We start from the raw sequence: 14,372 nt of genomic DNA, 5'->3' as shown, positions 1-14,372 counted from the left end.
TGTTGCTTAATCAATATCAACAGGACGCAGGAGTATAAATAATGAAAACCGCTTACATCGCAAAACAACGCCAGATCAGTTTCGTAAAATCCCATTTTTCCCGCCAGCTGGAAGAGAAGCTTGGCCTTATTGAAGTTCAGGCGCCGATTCTGAGCCGCGTGGGTGACGGGACGCAGGATAACCTCTCTGGATGCGAAAAAGCGGTACAGGTAAAAGTGAAAACGCTGCCAGACGCTCAGTTCGAAGTGGTTCATTCCCTGGCGAAGTGGAAGCGTCAAACTCTGGGACAACACGACTTCAGCGCGGGCGAAGGGCTCTACACGCACATGAAAGCCCTTCGTCCCGATGAAGACCGCCTTTCTCCGATTCATTCCGTTTACGTTGACCAGTGGGACTGGGAGCGCGTAATGGGTGATGGTGAACGCCACGTCGGTACGCTGAAATCCACCGTTGAGGCGATCTACGCCGGGATCAAAGCAACCGAAGCGGCCGTGAGCAAAGAGTTTGGTCTGGCACCGTTCCTGCCGGATACGATCCACTTTGTCCACAGCCAGGAGCTGCTGAGCCGCTTCCCGGATCTCGATGCTAAAGGTCGCGAGCGTGCGATCGCTAAAGAATTAGGTGCAGTATTCCTGATCGGTATCGGCGGCAAACTGTCTGATGGCAAACGCCACGACGTTCGCGCACCGGATTATGATGACTGGAGCACTGTAGGTGAGGGCGAATTTGCCGGGCTGAACGGCGATATTCTGGTGTGGAACCCGGTACTGGAAGACGCATTCGAGATTTCATCTATGGGGATCCGCGTGGATGCCGACGCGCTGAAGCGCCAGCTGGCGGTCACCGGTGATGAAGATCGTCTCAAACTCGAGTGGCACCAGGCGCTGCTGCGCGGTGAAATGCCTCAGACGATCGGCGGCGGTATCGGCCAGTCCCGTTTAACCATGCTGCTGCTGCAATTACCCCATATCGGTCAGGTTCAGTGTGGCGTCTGGCCGCAGCAGGTACGTGAAAGCGTCGGTTCTCTTCTGTAATTAACGCTGCCAGCGTCTGAGCAGGCGGCTACGCAGCCCGGTATCAAAGCGCCAGATATGATCGAAGATGCGCATGATGCCGGGTTTTCCATGGGCTGACATCGCCACCGCGTGAAAACGGTGCTGGTGCACCCGCTGTAATTCCTTCACCTTATTCACCACGTCATCCGGCAGCCGCTGGGCAATAAAATCGGAAATCACCACCGCGTCAGCGTCGTACCAGTCGCCGCCCTGCATACGCTCCACAATACTGCGGAAGCAGCTGGCCAGATCCGTGCCGCCGCGAAAGCGCTGGCTCAGAAAGCGGATTGCCTGCTCGATCCCCTGCTGGTTCGTCAGCTCATAGCCCACCACCTCGCTGGAGAAGAGCATGATGAAGCAGCGACGGCGATCGGCCAGCGCCACGCGCATCAGTGCCAGACAGAACGCCTTCGCGCACTGCTCGTTAAACCCGCCCATCGAACCGGACGTATCCACGCAAACAATGAATGGCCCGCGCGGCTGTTCATCAAAATCCTGATGGACGACCGGCCGTTGGCTGACTTTCTCGCGCCAGGCTTCACCGTGCAGTCGGTAGGTGAGAAGCTGTTTTTCAACCAGCCGACGATAAAACTCATACTCCAGCTCGGTCATCCCCAGCGTGCTTAGCTCGGTCGGCAGCAGGCGTAAGATGTCGTCGCTCTGCTGGAGCCCGTCGACCTGCTCAGGCACGGTAGCCGGTTCGCGCACCAGAGTGCGGAAGGTTTCCATCGGGGCATCTTTCTTTGGGACCGACTTTGCCTCCCTTGAGCGCCCCAGCTGTTCTGCAAGCTTCATCAGCTCGGGCTGCTGCGTTAGAAAGTCGCCGTACTTCACGATCAGCTGGTAGTCACCGCGCTTCAGCTGCCCGGCGCTCATGTCCCACAGACGTCCGGCGGCGTTTTCATTTTCTACCAGCACCTCTTCAAGCTGGCCGCTCAGCGTCATACGTTCCTGAACTTCGCTGAGCAGCTGTTCACGCTCTTCATCCAGCAGCTGCTGGTTCAGCGTTGTGGCCTGAACCACCAGGCTGAGGCGCCAGCGCTGTAAGAAGAGGGTATGCAGTGCGGGTGTAAAGGTGGCGTTATCCGTGACCAGCGCCCGGGCCTGGCTGGCAAACGGAGAGTGGACGTTATTGAGCAACGTCAGGGTTTGCGGGAGCTGGACGATAAACTGCGACGTGGAGAGCCGCTGGCACTGCTGATAGCAGGCCACCTCTTCCGTTAACTCAGGCGGAACTTCGGTCTCCCTGAACCGCTGACGCAAATTTTCCCGCCAGCGGGGCAGATCGTCCGTCATCGCCTTTTTTAGCTTCGGAAATTTTTCAAAAAACGCCGCCAGCTGCGGCGACGCCAGAAGGGTAATGACCACTTCTTCGATCAACCCCTCCTCGCTGACGGCCAGCATGACGTTAAGCGTATCGAGCGTTAGCATTGACGCGCCTGTTTGATCTGCGCGCTGACGTCCTGCAGGCTGGCTTCGATGCGACCTAACCAGTCGCTATGAATAAAGAGGCATTTTTGCTGCTCGCTAAAGCGGGTGTGCTGCTGATGCCATTCGGTATCCAGCGCTTCCAGCTGCTGCTTGATCTCTTCCGGCACGCTATCTGAAGCGGTTCCCGGCAGCGCAAGACGCGATCCCTGGAGGCTGACGTCGCGGATCACCAGGTGCTGGCTGCTGTCCACTTCCATATTCAGCGGCTGCGCGAAACCAATGCCGTTGAGTTTTCCTCGGATCTCTCCGCCCTTATCCAGCCACTGCGCCAGCGCCTCGCGCTCAATCGTAATGTGCACCACCTGCATATCATGCAGTTTAAGCGGCTGCTGGAGCAGCAGCGTTAGCGTTGCGCCGGTCAGATCCGCGGGAAGCTCGTAGTGCGGTTTGCGGGCGAACATGCCCCCAAGGCGATTCACTTTCAGCGCGGTTTTATCACTTTGCTGCTGCTGGAGCTGGATGCGCCGCTGGGCAATCGCTCCCAGCTGGTTGAGCATTGCCTGCTGTCCCCAGGCGTGTCCGGTCATCAAAACGTCAAGCTGCTGCTGCATCAGATTCATGCCTTCTGCATCGTGCCAGAGGCAATCTTTCAGCAGAATCAGATCGATTGGCGCAACGGCATCACGGCCGCTGAACAGGGCGCTCGCCTGCAGCAGGCGGATCGCTTTTTTCCACCGGCGATCGGAGACATAGGGCGCTGAAGGGATGAGATCAAGCTGCTGGCGCAGCAGATAGATCAGCTCGAAGACGGCGTCAGGCAGTTTGATTTTGCCGATATCCTGCTGCCACTGGTGATACTCCTCATCCGTCACCTGCAGCGAAGCGGATACCGGGTTTTCACTTTCATCCTGCTGGCTGACCAGCATGGAGCGGAAGTTGGACTTATCCTGCACTTTGTCCAGCCACAGACGGATAAGCATACGGTCATACAGCGCTTCCAGACTGCTGTCGGCTTCAGGCAGTTCGTTAGAGGCGGCCACCAGCAGGCGCATCGGGATTTTCTCTTCACTGGCGCCGTTACGGAATCGACGTTCGTTTATCGCCGTGAGGAGGGTGTTAAGAATAGCCGGCCCCGCTTTCCAGATCTCATCGAGAAAAACAATCTCAGCCTCCGGAAGATACCCTTCAGTCAGACGCTGATAGCGCCCCTCATCTTTCAATGCCTGAATGGAGAGCGGACCAAAAACTTCTTCTGGGGTGGAAAACCGGGTCATGAGATATTCGAAGGCGCGGGCGTTCTGAAAAGCAAATTTTAGCCTGCGGGCAATCAGGCTTTTGGCAATGCCCGGCGGTCCCAGCAAAAATACGCTCTCACCGCTCAGCGCCGCCAGTAAGCAGAGGCGGATGGCGTGGCTACGCTCGAAAAGGCCTTTCTCCAGCGCGCTGCTGAGGCGGGAAATTCTTTCTGCTAATAAATGTGAGTGAGCCATAATAGTTTTGCATCCTTTCGCCGTCGTGGCGGCCAATTGAAGCGAGTATAGACGTTTCAGTCAGGGCTGGTAATAGACTGAAGTGCGGCGCAATTTTCTTTGCGCTACATTAATGCGGTTGCATTTAGGGGTACGATTTTGCAATGAATCGTGCATACTGTGCGCTTTTTGTGGGCCAAGGGACCGGGAACACATTTGTTATTTAAACGAAAAGACTAGTCTATGAGCACTGATAATAAGCAATCATTACCCGCAATAACGCTTGCGGCGATCGGGGTTGTCTACGGTGATATCGGCACCAGCCCGCTTTATACGCTTCGTGAATGTCTGTCCGGCCAGTTTGGTTTTGGTGTTGAACGCGATGCCGTGTTTGGCTTCCTGTCCCTCATTTTCTGGCTGCTGATCCTGGTGGTTTCCGTTAAATATCTCTCCTTCGTTATGCGTGCTGATAACGCAGGTGAAGGTGGGATCCTGACCCTGATGTCTCTTGCCGGACGTAATACCTCGGCCAGGATGACCTCTGTGCTGGTCATTATCGGCCTGATTGGCGGCAGTTTCTTCTACGGGGAAGTGGTGATAACGCCGGCTATCTCGGTGCTGTCGGCGATTGAGGGGCTGGAGATTATCGCTCCGCAGCTTGATTCATGGGTGGTTCCGCTGGCCATTATTGTCCTGACGCTGCTGTTCATGATCCAGAAGCACGGTACAGGGCTGGTGGGCAAACTGTTCGCGCCGATTATGCTGGCCTGGTTCCTGATCCTGGCGGCGCTTGGTTTACGCAGCATTATCGCGAATCCGGAAGTGCTGCATGCGCTTAACCCTTACTGGGCGGTGCATTTCTTCCTCGAATACAAAGTGGTTTCCTTCGTGGCGCTGGGGGCGGTTGTGCTCTCCATCACCGGTGTGGAAGCGCTGTATGCTGACATGGGCCACTTCGGGAAACTGCCTATCCGCGTGGCATGGTTTATTGTGGTACTGCCGTCGCTGGTGCTGAACTACTTCGGTCAGGGCGCGCTGTTGCTTAAAAACCCGGAAGCGATCAAGAACCCGTTCTTCCTGCTGGCGCCCGACTGGGCGCTGGTGCCGATGCTTATCCTGGCGACGCTGGCGACCGTCATTGCCTCCCAGGCGGTGATTTCCGGCGTGTTTTCTCTGACGCGCCAGGCCGTGCGTCTGGGGTATCTCTCGCCAATGCGCATCATCCATACCTCAGAGATGGAGTCGGGCCAAATCTACATCCCGTTCGTTAACTGGCTCCTCTATTTCGCTGTTGTTATTGTTATCGTCAGCTTCGAGCACTCCAGTAACCTGGCGGCGGCGTACGGTATTGCGGTAACCGGTACGATGGTGCTGACATCGCTTCTCTCCACCACGGTGGCGTACCGAAACTGGCACTGGAATAAATTCCTCGTGGCGATGATTCTGGTGGGCTTCCTGTGCATCGACGTGCCGCTGTTCTCTGCGAACCTCGACAAGATTGTCTCCGGTGGCTGGCTGCCGCTGACGCTGGGTCTGGTGATGTTCATTGTCATGACCACCTGGAAAAGCGAGCGTTTCCGCCTGCTGCGCCGCATGCATGAGCACGGTAACTCCCTGGAGGCGATGATCGCTTCGCTGGAGAAATCCCCGCCGGTCCGCGTGCCGGGCACGGCGGTGTATATGTCTCGCGCGCTGAACGTCATCCCGTTCGCGCTGATGCATAATCTCAAGCACAACAAAGTGCTGCACGAGCGCGTGATCTTGCTGACGCTGCGCACCGAAGATGCGCCTTATGTTCACAACGTGCGTCGTGTTCAGATCGAGCAGCTTTCGCCGACATTCTGGCGCGTTGTTGCGAGCTACGGCTGGCGCGAAACGCCAAACGTGGAAGAGGTGTTCCACCGCTGCGGCCTGGAAGGGCTGAGCTGCCGGATGATGGAGACGTCGTTCTTTATGTCGCACGAGTCGCTGATCATCGGCAAGCGACCGTGGTATCTGCGTCTGCGCGGAAAGCTGTACCTCATCCTGCAGCGTAACGCCCTGCGCGCGCCTGACCAGTTTGAGATCCCGCCTAACCGCGTGATTGAGCTGGGAACGCAGGTCGAGATCTAATCCCTTCTGAAAATGCCGGGTGGCGCTTCGCTTACCCGGCCTACCAAACCCCACGCCAACCCACAATAATTGTCTCTGCATTTCACTTAGCGAAACGTTTCGACGTCGATCACAAATCTGTTACGTCATGATGGTTTTCTGAACATTCTTGAGATTAAACTGACGTCAGCGAAACGTTTCGCTAGTGGAGCAAGAAAATGAAGAAAGGCACGGTACTCAACTCAGAAATCTCATCGGTTATTTCCCGTCTTGGGCATACCGATACGCTGGTGGTTTGCGATGCAGGCTTACCGGTTCCGCGCAGCACAACCCGTATCGATATGGCGTTAACGCAGGGTGTACCCTCGTTTATGCAGGTACTGGAAGTTGTGACGGCGGAGATGCAGGTTGAGGCAGCCATTCTCGCGGCGGAAATTAAACAACATAATCCGCAACTCCACGAAACGTTGCTCAGCCATATTGAGCAACTGCAACAACACCAGGGAAACACCATAGAAATTCGTTACACGACGCACGAACAGTTCAAACAACAAACCGCAGACAGTCAGGCGGTGATTCGCAGCGGTGAGTGTTCCCCGTATGCGAATATCATTCTCTGTGCTGGCGTCACCTTCTGAGGCCATCATGGACGCATTACTGCAACTCAAAGGGATCGATAAGTCGTTCCCGGGCGTAAAAGCCCTCTCCGGCGCGGCGCTGAACGTCTACCCCGGGCGCGTGATGGCGCTGGTGGGCGAAAACGGTGCCGGCAAATCCACCATGATGAAAGTGCTGACCGGTATCTATCAACGCGATGCCGGTTCACTCGTCTGGCTGGGGAAAGAGACCACCTTCAATGGCCCGAAATCCTCTCAGGAAGCGGGCATCGGCATTATTCACCAGGAGCTGAACCTGATCCCGCAGCTCACCATTGCGGAAAACATCTTCCTCGGCCGCGAGTTTGTTAACCGGTTCGGCAAAATCGACTGGAAAACCATGTATGCCGAAGCGGACAAGCTGCTGGCGAAGCTGAACCTGCGCTTTAAGAGCGACCGACTGGTAGGCGATCTGTCCATTGGCGATCAGCAGATGGTGGAAATTGCGAAGGTGCTGAGCTTTGAGTCGAAGGTCATCATTATGGATGAACCCACCGACGCTCTGACCGACACCGAAACCGAATCCTTGTTCCGCGTGATCCGCGAGCTGAAATCGCAGGGGCGCGGGATTGTCTATATTTCTCACCGCATGAAAGAGATCTTCGAAATCTGCGATGACGTCACCGTCTTCCGCGACGGGCAGTTTATTGCCGAGCGCGAAGTCGCCACGCTGACCGAAGATACGCTCATCGAAATGATGGTGGGACGCAAGCTCGAAGATCAGTATCCGCATCTGGAGAAAGCGCCGGGTGAGATCCGCCTGAAGGTGGACAACCTCTGCGGTCCGGGTGTGAACGACGTGACCTTTACCCTGCGCCAGGGCGAGATCCTGGGCGTGGCGGGCCTGATGGGGGCCGGGCGTACCGAGCTGATGAAAGTGTTGTACGGCGCACTGCCGCGCACCAGCGGTTATGTCACCCTCGACGGTCATGAAGTGGTCACCCGCTCTCCGCAGGATGGCCTGGCGAACGGCATCGTTTATATCTCCGAAGACCGCAAACGCGACGGCCTGGTGCTGGGGATGTCGGTTAAAGAGAACATGTCCCTGACCGCGCTGCGCTATTTCAGCCATAGCGGCGGTAGCCTGAAGCATAAAGATGAGCAGCAGGCGGTGAGCGATTTTATCCGCCTCTTTAACGTCAAAACCCCGTCGATGGAGCAGGCGATTGGCCTGTTGTCCGGCGGTAATCAGCAAAAAGTGGCGATTGCGCGCGGGCTGATGACGCGCCCGAAAGTGTTGATCCTCGACGAGCCAACCCGCGGCGTGGACGTGGGCGCGAAGAAAGAGATCTATCAGCTGATTAACCAGTTCAAGGCCGACGGTCTGAGCATCATTCTGGTCTCTTCCGAGATGCCAGAAGTATTAGGCATGAGCGATCGCATTATCGTCATGCATGAAGGGCATCTCGGCGGTGAATTCACTCGCGAGCAGGCCACCCAGGAAGTTCTGATGGCTGCCGCTGTGGGCAAGCTTAATCGCGTGAATCAGGAGTAAGAAGATGACTACCCAGGCTGTTTCTGGTCGCCGCTATTTCACAAAGGCATGGCTGATGGAACAAAAATCGCTGATTGCCCTGCTGGTGCTGATCGCGATTGTATCGACCATGAGCCCGAACTTTTTCACCGTTAATAACCTGTTCAACATTCTGCAGCAAACATCGGTGAACGCCATTATGGCGGTCGGCATGACGCTGGTGATTTTGACCTCAGGTATCGATCTGTCCGTCGGTTCCCTGCTGGCGCTCACCGGCGCGATCGCCGCTTCGATTGTCGGCATTGAAGTCAACGCGCTGGTGGCCGTGGCCGCGGCCCTGGCGGCAGGCGCGGCGATTGGTGCCGTAACCGGCGTGATTGTCGCAAAAGGCCGCGTTCAGGCGTTTATCGCTACGCTGGTGATGATGCTGCTGCTGCGCGGTGTGACCATGGTGTACACCAACGGCAGCCCGGTCAATACCGGCTTTACCGATAACGCCGATCTGTTTGGCTGGTTCGGTATTGGTCGCCCGCTGGGTGTTCCGACCCCGGTCTGGATCATGGCTATCGTCTTCCTGGCGGCGTGGTACATGCTGCACCACACCCGTCTGGGTCGTTATATCTACGCGCTGGGCGGTAACGAAGCGGCAACGCGCCTGTCCGGTATCAGCGTTAATAAAGTCAAAATTATCGTTTACTCCCTGTGCGGTCTGCTGGCATCGCTGGCAGGTATCATCGAAGTGGCGCGCCTCTCCTCCGCGCAGCCAACGGCAGGGACGGGTTATGAGCTGGATGCTATCGCGGCAGTGGTTCTGGGCGGTACGAGTCTTGCGGGCGGTAAAGGTCGCATTGTTGGGACATTGATCGGCGCACTGATTCTTGGTTTCCTGAATAATGGTTTGAATTTGTTAGGTGTTTCCTCCTATTACCAGATGATCGTTAAGGCAGTGGTGATTTTGCTGGCGGTACTGGTAGACAACAAAAAACAGTAACTGACGACACTACAGGACATCTTAGATATGAACATGAAAAAACTGGCTACCCTGGTTTCTGCTGTCGCGCTGAGCGCAACCGTAAGTGCTAACGCCATGGCGAAAGACACCATCGCGCTGGTTGTCTCTACCCTGAACAACCCGTTCTTCGTCTCCCTGAAGGACGGTGCGCAGAAAGAAGCGGACAAACTGGGCTACAACCTGGTGGTGCTGGATTCACAGAACAACCCGGCGAAAGAGCTGGCTAACGTTCAGGACTTAACCGTTCGCGGCACCAAAATTCTGCTGATCAACCCAACCGATTCTGATGCCGTCGGTAACGCCGTTAAAATGGCAAACCAGGCGAAGATCCCGGTAATCACCCTGGACCGTCAGGCGTCTAAAGGTGAAGTGGTCAGCCACATTGCCTCTGATAACGTGCTGGGCGGTAAAATCGCCGGTGATTACATCGCGAAGAAAGCCGGCGAAGGCGCGAAAGTTATCGAACTGCAGGGGATTGCCGGAACTTCCGCAGCTCGCGAGCGTGGTGAAGGCTTCCAGCAGGCAGTGGCTGCACACAAATTCAACGTGCTGGCCAGCCAGCCGGCAGACTTCGACCGTACTAAAGGTCTGAACGTTATGCAGAACCTGCTGACCGCGCATCCTGACGTGCAGGCCGTGTTCGCACAGAACGACGAAATGGCGCTCGGCGCGCTGCGTGCCCTGCAGACCGCAGGTAAATCTGATGTGATGGTTGTCGGATTTGACGGCACGCCGGATGGTGAAAAAGCAGTAAACGATGGCAAACTGGCTGCGACCATCGCTCAGCTGCCTGAGCAGATTGGCGCAACTGGCGTTGAAACTGCCGACAAAGTGCTGAAGGGCGAAAAAGTTCAGGCTAAATACCCAGTTGACCTGAAGCTGGTCATCAAGCAGTAAAAGGCGAATCAGGCAGTCGCTGGCTGCCTGAGGGACACCAATAAAGAAAAGTGTGGCATACGCCACCGGGTAACACCGGTGGCGCTCTCAGATGGACAACCCAACCATGAAAACCGCAGGCAACCTCGTCGTCCTTGGCAGTATCAATGCCGATCACATTCTTAACCTTGAATCGTTCCCTGCACCGGGCGAAACCGTCACGGGTAACCAGTATCAGGTGGCATTTGGCGGTAAAGGCGCCAACCAGGCCGTCGCTGCCGGTCGCAGCGGGGCGAATATTGCGTTTATCGCCTGCACGGGTGATGACGATACCGGTGAGCGCGTACGCAAACAGCTGGCGAGCGACAACATTGATATCGCACCGGTCAGCGTGGTTGCAGGGGAATCGACCGGCGTGGCGCTGATTTTCGTCAATGCTGAAGGTGAGAATGTCATCGGTATTCATGCGGGTGCTAACGCTGCGCTGACGACAGAACGCGTCGAAGAACAACACGGAATTATTGCCGGAGCGGAAGCCCTGCTCATGCAACTGGAGTCACCGGTTGAAAGCGTGCTGGCCGCCGCGAAAATTGCGCATGAAAATCATACCACTGTCGTACTTAACCCGGCCCCAGCCCGTGTATTATCAGACGAGCTGCTGGCGCTGGTGGATATCATTACGCCGAACGAAACCGAAGCCGAAAAGCTGACGGGTATTCGCGTAGAAAATGATGACGATGCCGCGCGAGCCGCGCGTGTACTGCATGATAAGGGCATCGGCACCGTGATTATCACCCTTGGTAGCCGTGGAGTGTGGGCAAGCGTCAATGGCGAAGGCCGTCGCGTGCCGGGCTTTAAGGTCAAAGCGATTGATACCATCGCAGCGGGAGATACCTTTAACGGTGCACTGGTCACCGCGCTGCTGGAAGGCAAGAGAATGGATGACGCTATTCGCTTCGCACACGCTGCTGCCGCGATTGCGGTGACGCGCAAAGGCGCCCAGCCTTCCGTTCCGTGGCGTAAAGAGATCGATGAATTCTTAAGTCAGCAGGGGTAACGCTTGGCCACAATGAAAGATGTCGCCCGCATGGCGGGCGTTTCTACCTCGACGGTCTCCCACGTTATAAACAACGATCGCTTCGTCAGCGAGGCGATTCGGGGGAAAGTTGAAGCTGCGGTAAAAGAACTCAACTATGCGCCGTCTGCGCTGGCGCGCAGCCTTAAGCTCAACCAGACGCGCACCATCGGTATGCTGATCACCGCCAGTACCAATCCCTTTTATTCAGAACTGGTTCGCGGCGTGGAGCGTAGCTGCTTCGAGCGTGGCTACAGCCTGGTGCTGTGCAATACCGAGGGCGACGAGCAGCGCATGAATCGTAACCTGGAAACGCTGATGCAAAAACGCGTCGACGGACTATTGCTGCTCTGCACCGAAACGCACCAGCCCTCGAAAGAGATCATCCAGCGCTATCCTTCGATTCCCACCGTGATGATGGACTGGGCGCCGTTCGACGGAACCAGCGATCTCATTCAGGATAACTCCCTGCTGGGCGGTGATATGGCGACTCAGCACCTGATTGATAAAGGACACACTCGCATTGCCTGTATTACGGGGCCGCTGGATAAAACTCCGGCGCGTTTGCGTCTGGAAGGGTATCTCTCCGCCATGGAACGGGCGGGGCTTACCATTCCTGATGGCTATCGAATCACCGGTGATTTTGAATTTAACGGCGGTTTCGAGGCGATGCAGAAACTGCTGGCGCTAAAGTCGCGTCCGCAGGCAGTGTTTATTGGTAACGACGCGATGGCGTTTGGTGCCTACCAGGCGTTGTATCAGGCGGGGCTACGCGTGCCTGATGATATGGCGGTCATTGGCTATGACGATATCGAACTGGCCAGCTACATGACGCCGCCGTTGACCACGATCCATCAGCCAAAAGATGAACTGGGCGAGCTGGCCATCGATGTGTTGATCCACCGTATGGCGCAGCCCACGCTGCAACAGCAACGCCTGCAGCTTACTCCTGTTCTGATGGAACGCGGTTCGGTTTAGCTTTCTCTTTGTGACGCTCTTTAATCAGGTTTCGGCCATCTTTCGGTTTTAACAGCATAAAGACCAGCGCCGATACCACGGTAAGTGCGCCCATGGTGATAAAGGTATAGTGGAACTGCTCAACGGTATTTGCGCTGTCAAAACCTTCATAAAACCGCAGCACCGCTGCACTCACGGCAACCCCTAAACTGATCGACAGCTGTTGCGTTACCGCCAGCACGCTGTTGCCGCTGCTGGCGTTCTCGTCAGTCAGGTCGGCGAGGGTGATGGTGTTCATCGACGTGAACTGCGTCGACATCGCCATGCCCAACACAAACAGCGGCAGGATCAGCATCCAGACGGGTAACGCGGCGGATTGCAGCGAGAACTGCGCAATCATCAGACCGATAAAGACCGTCACGCCAACCAGCGTCTTACGATAGCCAAACCAGCGCAGCACCTGTGTCACGGTTGATTTTGCCAGAATTGAGCCCATTGCCGTGGGTGCCATCATGCAGCCAGCAATCAGGGCCGGGTAGCCGAAACCCACCTGCAGCATCAATGGCATCAGGAACGGTACGCAACCCGTCCCCAGACGAGACGCAATGTTTCCTGCAATCCCAACTGAAAACGTTCGGGTGTTAAAGAGCCCCAGGGAAATTAACGGCGTCGGGTGACGGCGCGCGTGAGGTATATAAAGAAGGAATAACAGAATACCGCAGAGGATAACGGAGAGCGCTAACCACGTCGCGACGATCTTCTCGCCAAACAGCTCCATTCCGCTGGAGAATAACACCAGGCTCAGGCCAAACAGGAAAAAGCCTCCCATGTCGAAGCTGTGCCTTGGCGTGGTGAAGTTCGGCATATATTTGCGGGCATACAGCAGCCCCGCAACGCCAATTGGAATATTAATCAGGAAGATCCAGTGCCAGCTTGCCCAGGTGACAAACACGCCACCGAGTACCGGGCCAAGAATCGGGCCGACCAGACCCGGCATGGTGACGAAGTTGAGCACGGGAAGCAGTTCGCTCCTGGGGTAGGCTCGCAGCAAGGCAAGACGCGCCACCGGCATCATCATCGCGCCGCCAATGCCCTGCAATACGCGGAAGATAACCAGCTCCGTTAAGGATGAGGAGAGCGCACAGGCCAGTGAACCGAGCGTAAAGAGCGTTACGGCCAGCATGAAAACTCTGCGGGTGCCAAAGCGGTCGGCCAGCCAGCCGCTGACCGGAATTAACATTGCGACCGTCAGGGTGTAGCTGATGATGGCGGACTGCATCGCCAGCGGGGAGCGGTTAAGGCTTTGCGCAATAGCGGGAAGCGCTGTGTTGAGGATGGTGGCATCCAGTGCCTGCATAAAAAACGCCATGGCTGCAATCCACGGCAATCCGGCCATGCTGCGCGCTTTTTTCGTTGTCATTTATTTACCTGCTGGTGGGTTGGCGCGGCCAGCAGTGCCTGGCACGCACTCAGGGCTCGCTGCCCGTCGCTTTCCTGGATGGCATCTACTATCGCCTGGTGCAAATCCAGTTTTACCACTTCGTTTTGTGTAATAGAGGTAAAGTAGGTGTGATACACCGAATGAAATAAAGAGGCAAAAGAGGTGAGAAACGGATTGGCGCTCATCATATAGATGTGTTCATGCCAGGCCATATCAACCTCAACCCAGCGTTCGCGGTTGAAGTGCTTTTTCAGGAACACCATCTCTTCCATCAGCGCGTTAAGCTGTGCTTTCTGCTCTGCAGTTCCTAGCGTGGCGGCAAGCAGACATGCCTGAGGTTCAAGGCTGCTGCGCATCACCAGAAAGTGATCGACGACCTGGTGAAAGTTATCTTCCGTCATCCACCAGGAGAGCAGCTCCTGATCGAGAAAATTCCAGTTACTCTGTGGCATCACGCGTGTGCCAATACGAGGGCGTGGAAGCACCATGCCTTTTGCCGTCAGGGTTTTCACCGCTTCGCGAACGGCGGTACGGCTCACCCCAAACTGCTCACCCAGCTCCATCTCACCCGGCAGGATGCTGCCCGGGGCATATTTACCCGCTAAAATCCGCTGAGCCAGCTTTTCTGCCAGCACGTACGACAGGTTTTTTTGGGCGGCCAGCTGTTGTGCGCTTAATGGCATCGCTTTTATTCCTTAAAGATTCATGCTGATAATTATGCCACCTCGAATGTGATTGTGGTTGCAGATACATCAAATAGAACAATTTGTAGCTCGATTTCACCTCTGTTGGTGAAAAAAAACGCGGATGGAAACTTTTTTTTAATTTCCTCTTG

Annotated in this window: 12 protein-coding genes; 8 read left to right on the top strand and 4 right to left on the bottom strand. The window is 55.9% G+C overall.

The window, feature by feature from the left end:
* Positions 1-41 precede the first annotated feature (41 nt).
* Complete coding sequence (asnA, locus tag WM95_RS00060; protein ID WP_047173125.1) at positions 42-1,034, top strand: aspartate--ammonia ligase; 993 nt, start codon at positions 42-44, stop codon at positions 1,032-1,034.
* On the opposite strand, the gene viaA is transcribed toward asnA, so the two are convergent.
* Together viaA and ravA are read right to left on the bottom strand one after the other, a co-directional pair.
* Positions 1,035-2,486, bottom strand: coding sequence for an ATPase RavA stimulator ViaA (viaA, locus tag WM95_RS00055; RefSeq protein WP_045354611.1), 1,452 nt, complete (start codon positions 2,484-2,486; stop codon positions 1,035-1,037).
* Positions 2,480-3,976 (bottom strand): ATPase RavA, encoded by a 1,497-nt coding sequence (gene ravA / locus WM95_RS00050; protein WP_023309782.1) that lies wholly within the window; start codon positions 3,974-3,976, stop codon positions 2,480-2,482. The genes viaA and ravA overlap by 7 nt, the downstream gene beginning before the upstream one ends.
* Before the next feature lie 222 nt (positions 3,977-4,198).
* Here ravA and kup point away from each other — a divergent pair, with 222 nt between their 5' ends.
* The 7 genes from kup (at position 4,199) to rbsR (ending at position 12,117) form a co-directional block, all read left to right on the top strand.
* The gene (gene kup, locus WM95_RS00045) at positions 4,199-6,067 is read left to right on the top strand and encodes a low affinity potassium transporter Kup (RefSeq protein ID WP_023309781.1); all 1,869 of its coding nucleotides are present in this window, start codon (positions 4,199-4,201) and stop codon (positions 6,065-6,067) included.
* A 197-nt stretch (positions 6,068-6,264) separates the two neighbouring features.
* Positions 6,265-6,684 (top strand): D-ribose pyranase, encoded by a 420-nt coding sequence (gene rbsD / locus WM95_RS00040; RefSeq protein WP_003862392.1) that lies wholly within the window; start codon positions 6,265-6,267, stop codon positions 6,682-6,684.
* Positions 6,685-6,691: 7 nt separating this feature from the next.
* Positions 6,692-8,197 (top strand): ribose ABC transporter ATP-binding protein RbsA, encoded by a 1,506-nt coding sequence (rbsA, locus tag WM95_RS00035; protein WP_023309779.1) that lies wholly within the window; start codon positions 6,692-6,694, stop codon positions 8,195-8,197.
* Between the two features lie 4 nt (positions 8,198-8,201).
* Positions 8,202-9,167 carry a ribose ABC transporter permease gene (rbsC, locus tag WM95_RS00030; RefSeq protein WP_006808742.1) on the top strand — a complete coding sequence of 322 codons (966 nt, stop codon included), beginning with the start codon at positions 8,202-8,204 and terminating at the stop codon, positions 9,165-9,167.
* Positions 9,168-9,194: 27 nt separating this feature from the next.
* Positions 9,195-10,085, top strand: coding sequence for a ribose ABC transporter substrate-binding protein RbsB (gene rbsB / locus WM95_RS00025; protein ID WP_023333911.1), 891 nt, complete (start codon positions 9,195-9,197; stop codon positions 10,083-10,085).
* A gap of 106 nt (positions 10,086-10,191) precedes the next feature.
* Entirely contained in the window at positions 10,192-11,121 is a 930-nt protein-coding gene (gene rbsK / locus WM95_RS00020; RefSeq protein ID WP_063409704.1) for a ribokinase, read from the top strand.
* Positions 11,122-11,124: 3 nt separating this feature from the next.
* Positions 11,125-12,117, top strand: a complete 993-nt coding sequence (rbsR, locus tag WM95_RS00015; protein WP_074166196.1) for a ribose operon transcriptional repressor RbsR — start codon at positions 11,125-11,127, stop codon at positions 12,115-12,117.
* Here the strand turns inward: rbsR and mdtD are convergent.
* Together mdtD and WM95_RS00005 are read right to left on the bottom strand one after the other, a co-directional pair.
* Complete coding sequence (gene mdtD / locus WM95_RS00010) at positions 12,083-13,516, bottom strand: multidrug transporter subunit MdtD (RefSeq protein ID WP_063409700.1); 1,434 nt, start codon at positions 13,514-13,516, stop codon at positions 12,083-12,085. The two genes, rbsR and mdtD, sit on opposite strands and share 35 nt — an antisense overlap.
* Positions 13,513-14,220, bottom strand: coding sequence for a FadR/GntR family transcriptional regulator (locus WM95_RS00005; protein ID WP_023309775.1), 708 nt, complete (start codon positions 14,218-14,220; stop codon positions 13,513-13,515). The genes mdtD and WM95_RS00005 overlap by 4 nt, the downstream gene beginning before the upstream one ends.
* Between the last annotated feature and the right edge of the window lie 152 nt (positions 14,221-14,372).

Origin of the sequence: Enterobacter cloacae complex sp. ECNIH7 (assembly GCF_002208095.1) — a bacterium.
GTDB lineage: Bacteria > Pseudomonadota > Gammaproteobacteria > Enterobacterales > Enterobacteriaceae > Enterobacter > Enterobacter cloacae_M.
The sequence above is the reverse complement of the archived record's forward strand: the minus strand, read 5'-3'. Positions and strand labels throughout refer to the sequence as shown.

What these genes read in the sequence shown, in the direction of transcription:
- rbsB (WP_023333911.1), top strand. Translation starts at nt 9,195, where the DNA reads ATGAACATGAAAAAACTGGCTACCCTGGTTTCTGCTGTCGCGCTGAGC.
- mdtD (WP_063409700.1), bottom strand. Translation starts at nt 13,516, where the DNA reads ATGACAACGAAAAAAGCGCGCAGCATGGCCGGATTGCCGTGGATTGCA.
- rbsA (WP_023309779.1), top strand. Translation starts at nt 6,692, where the DNA reads ATGGACGCATTACTGCAACTCAAAGGGATCGATAAGTCGTTCCCGGGC.
- viaA (WP_045354611.1), bottom strand. Translation starts at nt 2,486, where the DNA reads ATGCTAACGCTCGATACGCTTAACGTCATGCTGGCCGTCAGCGAGGAG.
- rbsC (WP_006808742.1), top strand. Translation starts at nt 8,202, where the DNA reads ATGACTACCCAGGCTGTTTCTGGTCGCCGCTATTTCACAAAGGCATGG.
- rbsD (WP_003862392.1), top strand. Translation starts at nt 6,265, where the DNA reads ATGAAGAAAGGCACGGTACTCAACTCAGAAATCTCATCGGTTATTTCC.
- kup (WP_023309781.1), top strand. Translation starts at nt 4,199, where the DNA reads ATGAGCACTGATAATAAGCAATCATTACCCGCAATAACGCTTGCGGCG.
- ravA (WP_023309782.1), bottom strand. Translation starts at nt 3,976, where the DNA reads ATGGCTCACTCACATTTATTAGCAGAAAGAATTTCCCGCCTCAGCAGC.
- rbsK (WP_063409704.1), top strand. Translation starts at nt 10,192, where the DNA reads ATGAAAACCGCAGGCAACCTCGTCGTCCTTGGCAGTATCAATGCCGAT.
- asnA (WP_047173125.1), top strand. Translation starts at nt 42, where the DNA reads ATGAAAACCGCTTACATCGCAAAACAACGCCAGATCAGTTTCGTAAAA.
- WM95_RS00005 (WP_023309775.1), bottom strand. Translation starts at nt 14,220, where the DNA reads ATGCCATTAAGCGCACAACAGCTGGCCGCCCAAAAAAACCTGTCGTAC.